Origin of the sequence: Tepidimonas aquatica (assembly GCF_007556585.1) — a bacterium.
In the GTDB taxonomy this organism is placed as follows: Bacteria; Pseudomonadota; Gammaproteobacteria; order Burkholderiales; family Burkholderiaceae_C; genus Tepidimonas; species Tepidimonas aquatica.
Map to the genome: position 1 here is coordinate 1 of NZ_VJNA01000043.1, position 14,089 is coordinate 14,089.

Annotated in this window: 14 protein-coding genes and 2 pseudogenes; 4 read left to right on the top strand and 12 right to left on the bottom strand. The window is 72.5% G+C overall.

Annotation, left to right across the window (positions count from 1 at the left end; genetic code table 11):
• The 8 genes from Taqua_RS13745 to Taqua_RS12165 form a co-directional block, all read right to left on the bottom strand.
• Positions 1-786 (bottom strand): TPM domain-containing protein (locus Taqua_RS13745; protein ID WP_281287785.1); only part of this gene is annotated, 786 nt, incomplete at its 3' end.
• 29 nt (positions 787-815) lie between these two features.
• The gene (locus Taqua_RS12135; RefSeq protein ID WP_144326870.1) at positions 816-1,448 is read right to left on the bottom strand and encodes a LemA family protein; all 633 of its coding nucleotides are present in this window, start codon (positions 1,446-1,448) and stop codon (positions 816-818) included.
• Between the two features lie 44 nt (positions 1,449-1,492).
• The gene (locus Taqua_RS12140; protein WP_143969284.1) at positions 1,493-2,275 is read right to left on the bottom strand and encodes a LamB/YcsF family protein; all 783 of its coding nucleotides are present in this window, start codon (positions 2,273-2,275) and stop codon (positions 1,493-1,495) included.
• Entirely contained in the window at positions 2,272-3,339 is a 1,068-nt protein-coding gene (locus tag Taqua_RS12145) for a 5-oxoprolinase subunit C family protein (RefSeq protein WP_144326871.1), read from the bottom strand. The genes Taqua_RS12140 and Taqua_RS12145 overlap by 4 nt, the downstream gene beginning before the upstream one ends.
• Complete coding sequence (locus Taqua_RS12150) at positions 3,336-4,130, bottom strand: 5-oxoprolinase subunit B family protein (RefSeq protein WP_221933943.1); 795 nt, start codon at positions 4,128-4,130, stop codon at positions 3,336-3,338. The genes Taqua_RS12145 and Taqua_RS12150 overlap by 4 nt, the downstream gene beginning before the upstream one ends.
• Complete coding sequence (locus Taqua_RS12155) at positions 4,103-5,401, bottom strand: TRAP transporter large permease (RefSeq protein ID WP_144326872.1); 1,299 nt, start codon at positions 5,399-5,401, stop codon at positions 4,103-4,105. Before Taqua_RS12155 ends, Taqua_RS12150 begins: the two co-directional genes overlap by 28 nt.
• Positions 5,402-5,420: 19 nt before the next feature.
• Positions 5,421-5,933, bottom strand: coding sequence for a TRAP transporter small permease (locus Taqua_RS12160; protein ID WP_143969281.1), 513 nt, complete (start codon positions 5,931-5,933; stop codon positions 5,421-5,423).
• A gap of 22 nt (positions 5,934-5,955) precedes the next feature.
• Positions 5,956-6,933 carry a TRAP transporter substrate-binding protein gene (locus tag Taqua_RS12165; protein WP_144326873.1) on the bottom strand — a complete coding sequence of 326 codons (978 nt, stop codon included), beginning with the start codon at positions 6,931-6,933 and terminating at the stop codon, positions 5,956-5,958.
• Between the two features lie 179 nt (positions 6,934-7,112).
• Here Taqua_RS12165 and Taqua_RS12170 point away from each other — a divergent pair, with 179 nt between their 5' ends.
• Positions 7,113-7,697, top strand: coding sequence for a winged helix DNA-binding protein (locus Taqua_RS12170; RefSeq protein ID WP_082955371.1), 585 nt, complete (start codon positions 7,113-7,115; stop codon positions 7,695-7,697).
• Here Taqua_RS12170 and Taqua_RS12175 read toward each other — a convergent pair.
• Together Taqua_RS12175 and Taqua_RS12180 are read right to left on the bottom strand one after the other, a co-directional pair.
• The gene (locus Taqua_RS12175) at positions 7,691-8,425 is read right to left on the bottom strand and encodes an ABC transporter ATP-binding protein (RefSeq protein WP_144326874.1); all 735 of its coding nucleotides are present in this window, start codon (positions 8,423-8,425) and stop codon (positions 7,691-7,693) included. The two genes, Taqua_RS12170 and Taqua_RS12175, sit on opposite strands and share 7 nt — an antisense overlap.
• Complete coding sequence (locus tag Taqua_RS12180; protein WP_185969625.1) at positions 8,418-10,475, bottom strand: efflux RND transporter periplasmic adaptor subunit; 2,058 nt, start codon at positions 10,473-10,475, stop codon at positions 8,418-8,420. The genes Taqua_RS12175 and Taqua_RS12180 overlap by 8 nt, the downstream gene beginning before the upstream one ends.
• 91 nt (positions 10,476-10,566) lie before the next feature.
• On the opposite strand from Taqua_RS12180, the pseudogene pgk reads away from it, so the two are divergent.
• Positions 10,567-10,875: pseudogene (gene pgk, locus Taqua_RS12185) on the top strand (phosphoglycerate kinase); the annotation flags it as partial.
• Here the strand turns inward: pgk and Taqua_RS12190 are convergent.
• On the bottom strand, positions 10,866-11,438 hold the full coding sequence (locus tag Taqua_RS12190) for an FCD domain-containing protein (protein WP_144326876.1): 573 nt from the start codon (positions 11,436-11,438) through the stop codon (positions 10,866-10,868). The pseudogene pgk and the gene Taqua_RS12190 sit on opposite strands and share 10 nt — an antisense overlap.
• The gene (locus tag Taqua_RS12195; RefSeq protein ID WP_425472597.1) at positions 11,431-12,387 is read right to left on the bottom strand and encodes a sigma-54 interaction domain-containing protein; all 957 of its coding nucleotides are present in this window, start codon (positions 12,385-12,387) and stop codon (positions 11,431-11,433) included. Before Taqua_RS12195 ends, Taqua_RS12190 begins: the two co-directional genes overlap by 8 nt.
• Before the next feature lie 594 nt (positions 12,388-12,981).
• Here Taqua_RS12195 and Taqua_RS12200 point away from each other — a divergent pair.
• Both Taqua_RS12200 and Taqua_RS12205 read left to right on the top strand, forming a co-directional pair.
• Positions 12,982-13,185 carry a phenol hydroxylase subunit gene (locus Taqua_RS12200; protein ID WP_246094717.1) on the top strand — a complete coding sequence of 68 codons (204 nt, stop codon included), beginning with the start codon at positions 12,982-12,984 and terminating at the stop codon, positions 13,183-13,185.
• 3 nt (positions 13,186-13,188) lie between these two features.
• Positions 13,189-13,962 (top strand): annotated as a pseudogene (locus Taqua_RS12205) (ferritin family protein); the annotation flags it as partial.
• Positions 13,963-14,089 lie beyond the last annotated feature (127 nt).

Genomic DNA, 14,089 nt, shown 5'->3' on the forward strand with positions numbered 1-14,089 from the left:
GCGCCCGGCGGGTTGCCAGCGGTAAGCCATGTCGGTCAGGTGCACGAAGAAATCGTTGCTCAGCACCCCAACGCGGTCGGTGAATACGCCATCGCGGCTGCCACCGAAGTTGGCCCCCAACACCCGCCCCAACAGCGCACGCGCCACGGTGGCGATCACGGGTACGGCCACGGCCACGAACACCAGCGCTCCCTCGATGTCGACCGGTGCGTCGCGGCGCGCCCCTGGCTCGGGCTGAACCGGCGGCAGCGCGGGGTCGCCAGCCAGCGCGGCCAAGATCTGCTCCACGCCCGCTTGCAGGCCCGCGTAAAAATCCCCTTGGCGAAAGTGCGGCACGATGGCGCGCTCGATGATGCGGCTGGCCAGCACGTCGGGCAAGGCCCCTTCGACCGCCTTGGTGGTGGCGATGCGCACGCGGCGGTCGTGTTTGGCCACCACCAGCAGCACCCCATCGCCAACGCCGCGGCGGCCCAGTTTCCAGGCGTCGCCAACGCGCTGGGTGTAGTCGGTGATGTCCTCCGGCGCTGTGGTGGGCACCATCAGCACCACCACTTGGCTGCCGTGCTGGCGCTCAAAAGCCGCCAGACGCTCTTCCAGGGCCGCACGCTGCGGTGGCGTCAGCGTTGCGGTCAAGTCCATCACCCGGGCGCTCAGCGGTGGCACAGGCTGCAACGGCTGGGCCGCCACCAGACCCGCCAGCAGCGTCCAGGCGCACGCCACCGCGGCGACCAGCCACCGCGCCAGCGCGGTCGGCCGTGCTTGGGGGCAGCGGGCACGCACCATCATGTTGGGGTTGCAGCCACGGGCGGCCTTGCTCAGCGCCCGGGCGTGCCGAAGTCCACCTTGGGCGGCTGCGCCAGCTCCGCGGCGTTGCCGGGGGCAAAACCCGCCTTGGGCTGGTAGCCCAACACCATCGCCGTCAGGTTGGTGGGAAAGCTGCGCACCAGCGTGTTGTAGCGCTGCACGGCCTGGATGTAGCGGTTGCGTGCCACCGCGATGCGGTTTTCGGTGCCCTCAAGCTGCACGCGCAGGTCGGCAAACGCCTGGTTGGCCTTCAGGTTGGGGTACTGCTCCGCCACCACCAGCAGGCGCGCCAGGGCGCCGCCCAGCTCCCCCTGCGCGGCCTGGAAGCGCTGCAGCGCCTGCGGGTCCTGCAGCATCTCGGGCGTGACCTGGATCGCGGTGGCGCGGGCGCGCGCCTCGATGACGCGCGTCAGCGTCTCGCGCTCGAAGTTGGCCTCACCCTGCACCGTGGCCACCAGGTTGGGCACCAGGTCGGCGCGGCGCTGATACTGGTTGAGCACCTCGGCCCACGCGGCGTTGACCTCTTCGTCCAGACGCTGAAACTCGTTGTAGCCGCAGCCGGGCAGCGCGGCGGCCAGCGGCGCGGCCGCGGCCCACGCCAGCCAGCGGCGGCGCGTCGGGGTGGCAAGCGCGGGGTTGGTCATTGCGTTCGGCCCTCCTTGGCGGGCGGCGGCCCGCATGGCGCGCATCATGCCACGACGGCGCCGGCGGCGCTCGCCAGCCAGCCGCGCTGCGCCAGCGCCTCGCGCAGCCGGCGCGCGGTCTGCACCGCCTGCGGCCCGTCGCCGTGCACGCAGACGCTGTCGATCGGGGTCGGCAGCACGCGCCCGCCGCGGGTGACCAGGCCGCCGGCCTGCAGCATCGCCAGCACGTGCGCCACCGCCTCGTCCGGGTCGTGCAGCACGGCGCCCGGCTCGCGGCGGGGCACGAGCTGGCCGTCGTCCTGGTAGGCGCGGTCGGCGAACACCTCGCGCAGCACCGGCTGGCCCAGCGCGAGCGCCGCGCGCTCCAGCGCCGAGCACGCCGGCGCCAGCAGCGGCAGCGCGGGGTCGAACGCGCGCACCGCCTGCACCACGGTGCGCGCCAGCGCCTCGTCGGCGCAGGCCATGTTGTTGAGCGCGCCGTGCGGCTTGACGTGCGCGAGCCGCGCCCCTTCGGCGCGGCACACGCCGGCCAGCGCGCCGATCTGAACGATCAGCAGCGCCTGCAGTTCCTCGGGCTCCAAGTCCATGCGCCGGCGGCCAAAGCCCTGCAGATCCGGAAAGCCCGGGTGCGCGCCGATGGCCACGCCGCGCTCGCGCGCCCGGCGCACGGTGCGGCACATCACCAGCGGGTCGCCGGCGTGGAAGCCGCAGGCGACGTTGGCGCGTCCGACGATGGCCAGCAGCGCCTCGTCGTCGCCCATCGTCCAGGCGCCAAAGCTCTCGCCCAGATCGGCGTTCAGGTCCACGCAAGGGGTTCGGGGGGTCATTCACCTTCCTCCAGCCCCGCCCACGGGGCGTCGTCGAGCGCGGCGCGCAGCACGCCGCTGATCAGGTTGGCGCCGTACAGCCGCGCCTCGTCCAGATAGCCGGGCGGGCGCCACGCCTGCCGCCGCGCGGCCCACGCGGCCCAGGCGTCCCGGCGCGCGTGCAACGCCACCCGCGCCTGCTCCAGCGTCACGGCCAAGAAGCGCAGCGGCCGCGCCGCCGGCCAACGCGCCAGCCGGCCCAGGTCGGCCTGGATGACGGTGGCGATCTTTGGGTAGCCGCCCACGGTCTGCGCGTCGGCCAGCAGCACGATCGGCTGGCCGCTGGCGGGCACCTGGATCGCGCCGGGCGCCACGCCGTCGGAGACGATGTCCGCGTGCGCAGGGGTCAAGTGCTCCAGCGCCGGGCCCACGAGCCGCATGCCCATGCGATCGCGCTCCGGCGTGAGGCGCCAGTCGGCCTGCACGAAAAGCGCACGCGCCGCCGGGGTGAAGTGGTCGTCCTGCGGGCCCCAGAGGACGCGGATCGGGCCGTCGTCGTCCGGCAAGGGGTCGGCGCGGCGCTCCACGCCGGGGTCGGCGTCCGCCGCGGCGCACGGCAGCCGGTCGCCGGGGCGCAGGGCGCGGCCCTGCAGCCCACCCATCGCGGTGCGCTCGTGCGTGGCACGGCTGCCCAGCACCAGCGGCACGTCGAGGCCGCCCGCCACCGCCAGGTAGGCCAGCCCCTGTACCGCCCCCAGGCGCAGCGCGTCGCCGGGCTGCAGCGTGACGCTGCACCAGCCGGGCAACGGCTGCCGCGCGCCGGCGGCGCGCTCCACCGTCGCCGCCACGTCGCCCACCACCGCGACGCGCACCGCGGCGCCTTCCGCGCGCAGGCGCGGCCCCAGCAGGCGCAGCTCCAGCAGCGCCGCCTCGGGCGGGTTGTCCAGCAGCGCGTGGGCGGCGCGCGCCCACCACGGGTCCAGCGCCCCGGCCAGCGCCACGCCCCAGTGGCGCCGGCCGCGCCGGCCCAGATCCTGCACGGTGGTGCCGACGCCGCCGTCGAGCACCTGCAGCGCGGCGCTCACGCGGCGGCCTCCGCCGGCGCGTCGCACCAAGCGGCCACGTCCAGCACCCCGCGCTGCGCGGCCTGCCGCAGTCGCTCGTATTCGGCGGCGTCGATGGCGCGCCAGCGCACCACGTCGCCGCTGGCCAGCAGCGCCGGCGGATCGCGGCGCAGGTCCCACAGCGGCGCCGGCGTGCGGCCCACCAGGTGCCAGCCGCCGGGGCTTTCCCACGGGTAGACCGCAGCCATCGCGCCCGCCAGCGCGATCGAGCCCGCGGGCACCGCCTTGCGCGGCGTGGGCAGGCGCGGCACCTGCAGCGCCGGCGGCACCCCGCCCATGTAGGGAAAGCCCGGCATGAAGCCGATCTGATACACGCGCAGCTCCACGCCGAGCAGCCGCTCCACCACCGCGGCGGGGGTGAGGCCCTGCCGCGCCGCCAGCGCCGCCAGATCCGGCGCCAGCGCCGCGTCGAAGCAGGCCGGCAGCGTCCAGCGCCGCCCGCGCGGCGGCGCCGCGCCCGCGTGCTGCGCGAGCAGCAGCAGCGCCCGCCCCAGCGCCACCCCGTCACCGGCGCCCCCGGCGAGCGGGTCGTAGTGCACGGTCAGCGAGCGGAAGGTCGGGACCACGTCCTGCACCGCGTCCCACGGCGGCGCGCCGCTGGCCTGCGCGGTGCGCACCGCCGCCTCCAGCGCCAGCACGCGCGCGTGCAGCGCCGGGTCGATCGCCGCGCCGAACTCCACCGTCCAGGCCGCGTCGCCCAACGGCAGCAGGCGCGGCGCCAGGCTCAGCCCGCCATGCGCTGCGGCAGCCACGTCACCAGCTCCGGAAAGGCGGTCAGCAACACCACCGCCAACACCATGATGACGAACATCGGCGCCGCGTGGCGGGCCAGCTCCGTCACCTGCCGCCCGGTCATGCCCTGCAACACGAACAGGTTGAAGCCCACCGGCGGCGTGATCTGCGCCATCTCCACGACGATCACGATAAAGATGCCGAACCAGATCAGGTCCAGCCCAGCGGCCTGCACGGTCGGCAACAGCACGCCCATCGTCAGCACGACGATCGAGATGCCGTCGAGGAAACAGCCGAGCACGATGAAGAACAGCGTCAGCGCCGCGATGAGCTGCCACGGCTCCAGCCCCAGCGAGCCGATCCATGCGGCCACATGGCGCGGCAGACCCAGATACCCCATCGCCAGCGTCAGGAACGCCGCGCCAGCCAGGATCAGCGCGATCATGCAGTACAGCCGCACCGCGCCGAGCAGGCTGTCGCGCAGCGTCGCCCAGGTCAGCGCCCGCTGCGCCGCGGCGATCAGCAGCGCGCCGACGACGCCAACAGCCGCCGCCTCGGTGGCGGTGGCAATCCCAGTGTAGATGGTGCCGAGCACCCCGCCGATCAGCAGCAGCACCGGCAACAGGTGGCGGCTGGCGCGCAGCTTGTCCGCCAGCGTCGGCCGCTCGCCTTCGGGCGGGATGGCCTGCGGGTGCAGCAGCGACCACACGATCACGTAGCCCATGAACAACCCGGCCAGCAGCAAGCCCGGCACGATGCCGGCGACGAACAGGCGCGCAATCGAGACCTCGGCCGTCACGCCGTAGACGATCATGATGATCGACGGCGGAATCAGCAGCCCGAGTGTGCTGGCGCCGGCCAGCGTGCCCAGGCTCAGCGCATCCGGGTAGCCGCGGCGCTGCAATTCGGGCAGCGTCATCTTGCCAACCGTGGCGCAGGTGGCCGCCGACGAGCCCGACACCGCCGCAAACAGCGTGCTGCCCAGGATGTTGGTGTGCAGCAGCCGCCCCGGCAGGCGCTGCAGCCACGGCGCCAGCCCGCGGAACAAATCCTCCGACAGCCGGGTGCGGAACAGGATCTCGCCCATCCAGATGAACAGCGGCAGCGCCGTCAGCGTCCACGACGAGGCCGAGCCCCAGATGGTCAGCGCCATCGCGTCGCCGACCGAGCGCTGGGTGAACAGCGCCATGCCGATCCAGGCCACACCAATCAGCGCCAGGCCGATCCAGACCCCGGCCGCCAGCAGCAGCAGCAAGGCGCCGATCAGCACCCCGGTAATCAGCAGATCCATAGCCTTGTCCCCCGCAGCGTCATTCGATGCGCGCGGGCTCGTCGCCCGGCGCAGCGGGCGCGGGCTGGCCGCGCAGGTGTTCGACGAACTGCACCGCCAGCGCCAGCACCAGCAGCACCGTGCCCGCGGCCATGCCGAGCTGCGGAATCCACAGCGGCGTGGCGTCCAGCCCGGTGGAGATGTCGTGGAAGGCGTGGCTCTGCCACACCAGCCGCAGCGAGAACCACGCCAGCCCGCCGGCCAGCGCCAGGCCCACCGCGTGCACCGCCAGCTCCACCGCGCGCCGCGCCGGCACCGGCAGGCGCTGCAGCACCAGCATCACGCGGATGTGCTCGCCGCGGCGCAGCGTCGGCGCCAGCGCCAGGAACGCCGCTGCGGCCATGCAGTAGCCGGCGTAGGCGTCCGAGCCGGGCAGCGCCAGCGCAGGCCAGAGCCGCCCGGCGATGCCGAGCAGCACCATCGCCAGCGTGCCGATCAGAAAACCCGCCGCCAGCCAGGCGGCGAGGTCGAACAGGCGGTTGAGGGCCTTCATCGCGGGCTCGGGCACGTCGCCGTCACTTGCGGTAGATGGCCAGCACCGCCGCGCCTTCGGCCCCGGCCTGGCGCGTCCACTCCTCGATCATCGTCTCGCCGATTTTGCGCAGGTCGGCCTGCAGCTGCGGCGAGCCCTTGCTCACCGTCATGCCGTTTTTGCGCAGCTGCTCCAGGTACCAGGCGGTCTTTTCCTCGCTCTCGCGCCAGCCGCGCGCCTCGGCGTCGGCCGCGGTCTTCAGCAGCGCCTGCTGGGTGGGCTTGTCCAGCGCGTCGAACGCCCGCTTGGAGACGAACACCACATTCTTGGGCAGCCACGCCGCCACGTCGTAGTAGTACTTGACCTGCTCCCACACCTTGCTGTCGTAGCCGGTGGCGCCGGAGGTCATGAAGGCGTTGACCGCCCCGGTGGTCAGCGCCTGCGTCAGCTCGGCGGCCTGGATCGTCACCGGCTGCGCGCCGACCAGCTGCGCGATGCGGCTGGTGTTGGGGTTGTAGGCGCGCCACTTGGCCCCGCGCAGGTCGGCGGCCGACTCGATCGGCTTGGCGCTGAAGATGCCCTGCGGCGGCCACGGCACCGCGTACAGCACCTTCAGACCCTGCTTGTCCAGCGCCGCCTCGACGGCCGGGCGCGACGCCTGCCACAGCTTGCGCGCGTCGCCATAGCTGGTGGCCAGGAACGGGATCGAGTCGATGCCGAACAGCGGGTTCTCGTTGGAGAAGTTGGAGATCAGCACCTCGCCGATCTGCGCCTGGCCGCTCTGCACGGCGCGCTTGATCTCCGGCGCCTTGAACAGCGAGCCGTTCTCGTGCACGGTGATCGAGAGCTTGCCGCCGGTCGCGCGCTCGACGTCCTTGGCGAACATCAGGATATTGGCGGTGTGGAAGTTGCCGGCCGGATAGGCGATGGGCATGTCCCACTTGACGCTCTGGGCGGCGGCGGTGGCGTGGGCCAGCGTCAGCGTGGCGGCGGCGGCGAAGGTGGCAAGGGTGACGCGCATCGGACTCTCTCCTGTGACGACGGAAAAGCGGGGGCCGAGGAACCGTCGCGCTCGGCGCGGTCGGTGCCCGAACGGTAACAGCACGTCGATAAAATGTCAACGTTTTATTAACGTCACGTCGTTATGGTTTACCCGCGGTGCCCGGGTAACCCCGGGCGGCCGGGGGTAGGATCGGCGCCATGACACGCGCTCGCTCTTCCGTCCGCCCTTCGTCCCGCGCCGACCCCGCCGCGCCGCTACCCGCCGTCGAGCCCCCCTCGCCGGACCGGCCGATCGTCTCGTCCGCGCACCTGGTCTCCGAGAAGTCGCCGGAGCTGTCGGAGTTCGAGTTCGGCCTCATCATCGCCGCGCACGCCTTCAACCGCTGGCTGATCCGCTGCATGGGCGCCGCCGGCGTCAAGGACATGACGCCCACCGACGTGCTGGTGCTGCACCACATCAACCACCGCCGCACGCCGAAGCGCCTGTCGGACATCGCCTTCGTGCTCAACATCGAGGACGCGCACGTCGTGTCGTACTCGGTGCGCAAGCTGCAAGGCATGGGGCTGGTGGCCGGCACCAAACGCGGCAAAGAGGTGTTCTACGCCACCACCGACGCCGGCCATGCGCTGTGCCTGCGCTACCGCGCGGTGCGCGAGGCCTGCCTGATGCCGGGGTTCTCCGGGGCGGAGGACGAGAACCAGCGCCTGGCCGACGTGGCGCGCACGCTGCGCCAGCTCAGCGGCCGCTACGACCAGGCCGCCCGCGCCGCGACCGCCTATTGAGCGGTGAGGGGTGCGGTGGCCGCAGCGGTGACCACCCCCGCCCCATCCGGCTCGATCAATCGCCCGTCCTGCAGGTGGATCTGCCCGTCGCAGCGTGCCGCCAGCCCGGGGTCGTGCGTGACGATGAGGAAGGCGGTGCCCTCTTCGCGGTTGAGCTCGCGCAGCAGCGCGAACACCTCCTGGGCGGTGTGGGTGTCGAGGTTGCCGGTCGGCTCGTCGGCCAGCACCAGGCGCGGGCGGTTCATGAGCGCGCGCACGATGGCCACGCGCTGCTGCTGCCCGCCCGAGAGCTGCACCGGGCGCTTGTGCGCATGGGCGGCCAGCCCCGTGCGCTCGAGCAGCGCGCGGGCCCGGCGGCGGTCGTCCGCGCTCAGGCGCCCGCGCCCGGCCAGCACGGGCATCAGCACGTTTTCCTCGGCGCTGAAGGCGGGCAGCAGGTGATGGAACTGGAACACGAAGCCCAGATAGCGGTTGCGCAGCGCCGTGCGGGCGGCGTCGGGCGCTGCGTGCACCGGCTCGCCCGCCAACCAGATCTCGCCGTCCGAGGGGGCTTCCAACAGGCCCATCAGATTGAGCAGGGTCGATTTGCCGGAGCCGGACGGCCCGACCAGCGCGGCGAACGCGCCGGCCGCCAGCGTCAGGTCGATGCCGTGCAGCACCTCCACCACCGGGGAGGCACCGCCACCGTAGCGCTTGCGCACGCCATGCAGGCGCAGCACCTCAGCCACGAATGGCCTTCAACGGATCCAGGCGGGACGCGCGCAGCGCCGGCAACCACGCGGCCAGCACCCCCACGGCGGTGGCCAGCACGGCGGTGGACACGAACAGCTCCGCCCCCAGCACGATGGGGAACAGCGGGCTGCCGTCCGCATTGCGGGCGATGCGGGTGAAGCCGACCGCCAACGCGCCGCCCAGCCCCGCGCCCAGCAGCGACCCGCCCAGCCCGACGATGCCGCCTTGCAGCAGGAACACCCCCAGTATGCGGTGCCGCGGCGTGCCCATGGCGCGCAGGATGCCGATCTCGCGCTGGCGCTGCACCACCGACACCACCAGCACGCTGGCGATGCCCAGCGCCACGGCCACCGTGACGAAAGCGCGGATCATGAGGCTGGAGGCGCTCTGGCTGCGCAGCGCCGTCACCAACTGGCCGTTGGCCGCCTGCCAGCTGTCGGCCATCAGCCCGGTCGCGCGGCGCAGGTCGGCGGCCAGCGCCTCGGCGTCGAACAGGCGCTCTGCGCGCACGTCGATTTCGGTGACGTCCAGCCCATAACCCAGCAGGCTCTGGGCATCGCGCAGCGGCAGCAGCACGCGCCGGCGGTTCAGATCCTGGATGCCATAGTCCAGCACGCCCGCCACGCGCACCGAGAGCGACTCGCCCGCGGCCGACTGCAGGCGCAGGCGGCTGCCGGGGGTCAGGCCCAGGTCCGCCGCCAGCTCGGTGCCGATCAGGGCCTCGCCCGCCTGCAGCGCCAGCACGCCGGCCCGCAGCTTGTCGTCCAGCCGGATGACCTGCTGGTAGCCCGCCAGCTCCACCCCCAGCAGCGAAACCGCCTTGCGCACACCGCCCTGCTGCGCAACCCCCGGCCCCACCGCCAGCGCCGCGGCCGCCGCCACGCCCGGCACCGCGCGCACCGTGGCCAGCACGGCGGGGGCATCGGCGACGGTGGCTTCGCGCTGCGTGCGTTTGCGCACATCGGCCAGGGTGACCACGCCATCGGCCGAGTCCCGGGCGCCCCACGCGCGCTGGTTGACGCGCTCGGCCGGCCGCAGCACCACGTGCGCCTGGGCCGAGAGCGTGCGGTCGATGATGTTGGCCTGCAAGCCGTTGATGATGGCGGTGATGTAGACGACCACCGCCACGCCGACGGTGACGCCGCCGAGGATGAGCGCGGTCTGAAACCGCCCGTCGCGCAGCGCGGTCAGCGGCAGCAGCAGGCGCGGTTTCGGTGCGCCGGTGATGATTTCCGCCGACACGGTCATGCCCGGCAGCAGCCGCGAGGCGTCCTCGGTCGGGGTCAGCTCCACCTCCACCGTGCCGCGCGCGCCGTCCACCTGCGCGGCCAGGCGCTGCACCCGGGCGGCAATGCGCTGATCGGGCCAGGCGTCGGCCCGCACCGCAGCGGGCTGGCCCACCGCCAGCGCGCCCAGGTCGCGCTCGTCCAGATCCAGCAGGATGCGGGGCGTGCCCTCCACCGCAAAGCGCAGCAACGCCTTGCCAGGGGTGACGCCATCGCCCACCTCCACCAGTCGCGCCAACAGCACGCCATCGGCCGGCGCGCGCACCGTCGCCTGGGCGCGCCGGGCGCGGGCCTGCTGCACCGCCGCCTCGGCCTGATCAAACCGCCGTCGCGCGGCATCCCGGGCCCGGTCGGCCGCATCCAGGGCCGCCGCGCTCAAAAACCCCTGGGCGTGCAGCTCGCGCTGGCGCTGCCATTGGCGCTCGGCCTCGGCCCATTGCCCGCGGGCGTCCTGGCGCTGCGCCTCGGCCTGGGCCAGCGCGGCCTGCCACTCGTCGGCCTCCAGCGCCACCAGCACCGTCGCGGCGCGCACCGCCGTGCCCTCGGCCACCGGGGTGGCGACGACGCGGCCGGTCAGGGTGCTGGCCAGCGTCGTCTCGCGGGCGGGGGCCACGCGGCCCGTGGCCACCACCGAGGTCTGCACCGGCCGCTCGGCCAGGGTGAAGGTGCGCACGGGCGTCGGGCGCTGCGCCCACAGCACCGCCCCCGACGCCAGCGCGACCGCCGCGCCCGCCAGCCACCACCGGATTCGTCCTGCCATGCCTGCCCTTTCGCCCGCCCGGCCGCGCGCCGCGTCGCACGCGATGTCGCGCCTCGACGCCGGGCCTTGGGCGTTTGTCTTTGACGCTCGGATCGGCCCCAAGAGCGCGGCGCGGCTGGCCGAGATCATCGCGCACGCGGGCACCATCGTCTGGAACGGGCCGCTGGGCGTGTTCGAGTACGACCAGTTCGCCGGCGGCACCAAGATGCTGGCCTCGGCGATCGCGCACTCGGATGCCTTCTCCATCGCCGGCGGCGGCGATACGCTGGCGGCGATCGCCAAATTTCACATTACCGACCGCGTGGGCTACATCTCCACCGGCGGCGGCGCCTTTCTGGAAGTGCTGGAAGGCAAGACGCTGCCGGCCTTCGAGGTGCTGCAGCGCCGCGCTCAGGGCTGAGCGGCGGCGAGGGCGGCCGGCGGCGGGGCGGGGCTGGCCGCCGTGCTGCGCCCCGCCCGCGCCAGCAGATCGAGGGTGGCGCGAATGTGCGCCTCCAGGGCGAGCGCGGCCCGGGCCTCGTTGCCCTCCAGCGCCGCCTCGTAGATCTGGCGGTGCTCGGCGTCCACGTCCCGGCCCTGCGCGGCGTGCAGTGCGATCGCCTGGCTGCGGTAGCGTTCGCCGTGCCGGGCGAGCACGCGCCACACGCGCAAGGTCCAGGGCGAAGGGCGCCCGGCGATGAGCACTTCGTGAAAACGCGCGTTGAGCGCTTCCCAGCGTTTGCGGTGCTCGGGGCTGACGGGGCAGGCACTCAACTCGCGGTAGGCCGCCGTCAGGGCCTCGCGCAGGGTACCGGCCCCGACCCCGTAGCGGGCCCGCAGGTGTTCGATGCGCAGCTTCTCGCCGGGCAACAGACGGCGCTCGACGATGTCGTCGCGCAAGCGGACGTAGGCCTGTTCGATGAGCGTGCGCGGCCCGGCGGGAGAAGCGTCGGCGGCTTCGCGTGGCACGCGGCGTTTACTCATTGGCACCTCCGTCGCGGTGCGCGCGCCGGTAGCGCAATTGGGCGCGGGTCAGCCCCAGACTGCGCGCGGCCGAGGTCAGGTTGCCCCCGGCGCGCTGCAGCGCCTCGTCGATCAGGGCCTGCTCCAGCCGGCTCAAGTCCAGGCCGCGGCGCTGGATCTCGTCGAACAGCGTGCCGATGTCGGCACAGGGAGGCGGCTGCAGCCGCCCGTTCGACCCGACGACGGCCTCGGCAGCGGGAGCCAGCGCGGGAAACAGGTGCTCCACGTCGATGCGGGTGCCGGACGGCGCCCGGATGACGCCGCGCTCGATGAGGTTTTCCAGCTCGCGCACATTGCCCGGCCAGGGATGGTGGCGCATGGCATCGAGCGCGCGGTCGGACAGGCCGATGGTGTGTTTGCCGTGCTGCGCCGCAAAGCGGCGGATCAGGTGGCGGGCCAGCGGCTCGATGTCCTCCAGCCGCTCACGCAGGGGCGGGATGCGGATCGGGTAGACGTTGAGGCGGTAGAGCAGGTCGCGGCGAAAACGGCCTTGCGCCACGGCCTCCTCCAGATCCACATGGGTGGCCGCCACCACCCGGACATCGACGCGCCGGGCGCTGTTGCCCCCCAGGCGCTCGACCTCGCCGTCCTGCAGGACCCGCAGCAGCTTGGCCTGCGCCGCCGGCGGCATGTCGCCGATCTCGTCCAGAAACAGCGTGCCGCCATCGGCACGCTCGAAGCGCCCGGCCCGCGCCGCGTGCGCCCCCGTGTACGCCCCGCGCTCGACGCCGAACAGCTCGCTTTCGATCAGATCGGCGGGCAGCGCCGCGCAGTTGACGGCAATGAACGGCCCGGCAGCCCGGGGGCCGAGCGCGTGCAAGGCCCGCGCAAAGCGTTCCTTGCCGACCCCCGTCTCGCCGGTGAGCAGCACCGTCACCTGGGTCACCGCGGCCTTGCGCAGCAGGTCCATCGCGCGGGCGAATGCCGGGGACTCGCCGACCAGCCCCCCGGATCGTCGGGCGCCTGCAGGGACGAGCGCAGGGTCTCGACCTGGCGTTGCAAATCCTCCAGCCGCAGCAGGCATGCGTTGCCCGGCCAGCCAAATGCGCCCGTCGTGCGCCGAAAAGTGGATCAGGCGCCGCAGATCGTCGTCGCGGGGCAAGGGCAGGGGGGAGCACCGGGTCACCCCGATGATTATCGATAAACATGTTTTCCGGCCAATCCGGGTAAACCCGGCCATGCAGTGGCTGATTTCAGCCGCCGGCTCTGGACCGATTGGCTCATAAGATCACACTGCATTGCAGCATAAGCCTTTGGCGGACCAGGCGGCTGCCCGTTGACCCCCGATCGCGCCAGCTCGCACCGGGCAATCCCGAGGCTCAAAGAGGTTCTCGCATCAGGGATTTCCCTAGATTTATCGATATTTTTGGCGTTTTGCCACCGCATGGCACGGACCCTGCAAGAAGGTGGGGGTTGCGTCACCCGCGTACCCGCGTCTTTCGCCATGCTGCTCCCACCCCACCCCTCCCCGGCAACGTCCCTGGCGTCCCCCGTCGCACCGGCCGTGGACATCACGCGCCGCTTCGTGCGCGTCACGGCCGAGCGCGGCGCTTTCGTCGAGTTCGACTTTGCCATCGGCTGGCCGGAGCTGAGCGTGGAGCTGGTGCTGCCGCGCGCCGCGTTCGAGGAGTTCTGCGCGCGCAACGCGGTGACGTTCCTGGAGCCCAAACCCGACGAGCCCACCCCCCAAGACGACGAGGAGACCTGAGCGATGACGATCGACATCCGCACACGCACCATCGAGCCGCTGCGCGCCACCTACGAACACGTGGCGCGCTACATCGGCGAAGGCAAGATCCCGAGCCGCTACGAGGAAGCGACGCTGGGCGCACAGCCCAGCACCAACTTCCACTACCGGCCGACCTGGGACCCGGACCACGAGCTGTTCGACACGCGGCGCACGCGCGTGGTGATGAGCGACTGGTACAAGCTGCGCGATCCGCGCCAGTTCTACTACGCGAGCTGGACCATGGCGCGCGCGCGCCAGCAGGACGCCATCGAGGCCAACTACCAGTTCGTCGAGCAGCGCGGCCTGGTGGACAAGATGTCGGCCGCGGTGCGCGAGCTGGCCTGCCGCGTGCTGATGCCGCTGCGCCACGTGGCCTGGGGCGGCAACATGAACAACGCCTCGGTGTGCGCCTACGGCTATGGCACCGCTTTCACGGCTCCGGCGATGATGCACGGGCTGGATCACCTGGGTGCGGCACAGTACCTCACGCGCCTGGGCCTGACGCTGGAGGGGCCGGACACGCTGGAAGCGGGTCGGCAAGCCTGGCTGAACGACCCCGTCTGGCAGCCGCTGCGCCGCTACGTCGAGGACACCTTCGTCGTGCGTGACCCGTTCGAGCTGTTCGTGGCGCAAAACCTGGCGCTGGACGGCCAGTTGTATCCGCTGATCTACGGCGCCTTCGTCGACGATCACGTCGCCATGCAGGGCGGCACCGCCGTGGCGATGCTGACCGCCTTCATGCCCGAGTGGTTCGAGGGGTAATCCCCCCGCAAAACCAGTGCGCTGAGAAGTAGAGAGTCTCGAAGGAGAATCTCTACCATGAAGAAATCGCGTTTCACTGACAGCCAGATCATCGACGCGCTCAAGCGGGCGGAGGCTGGTC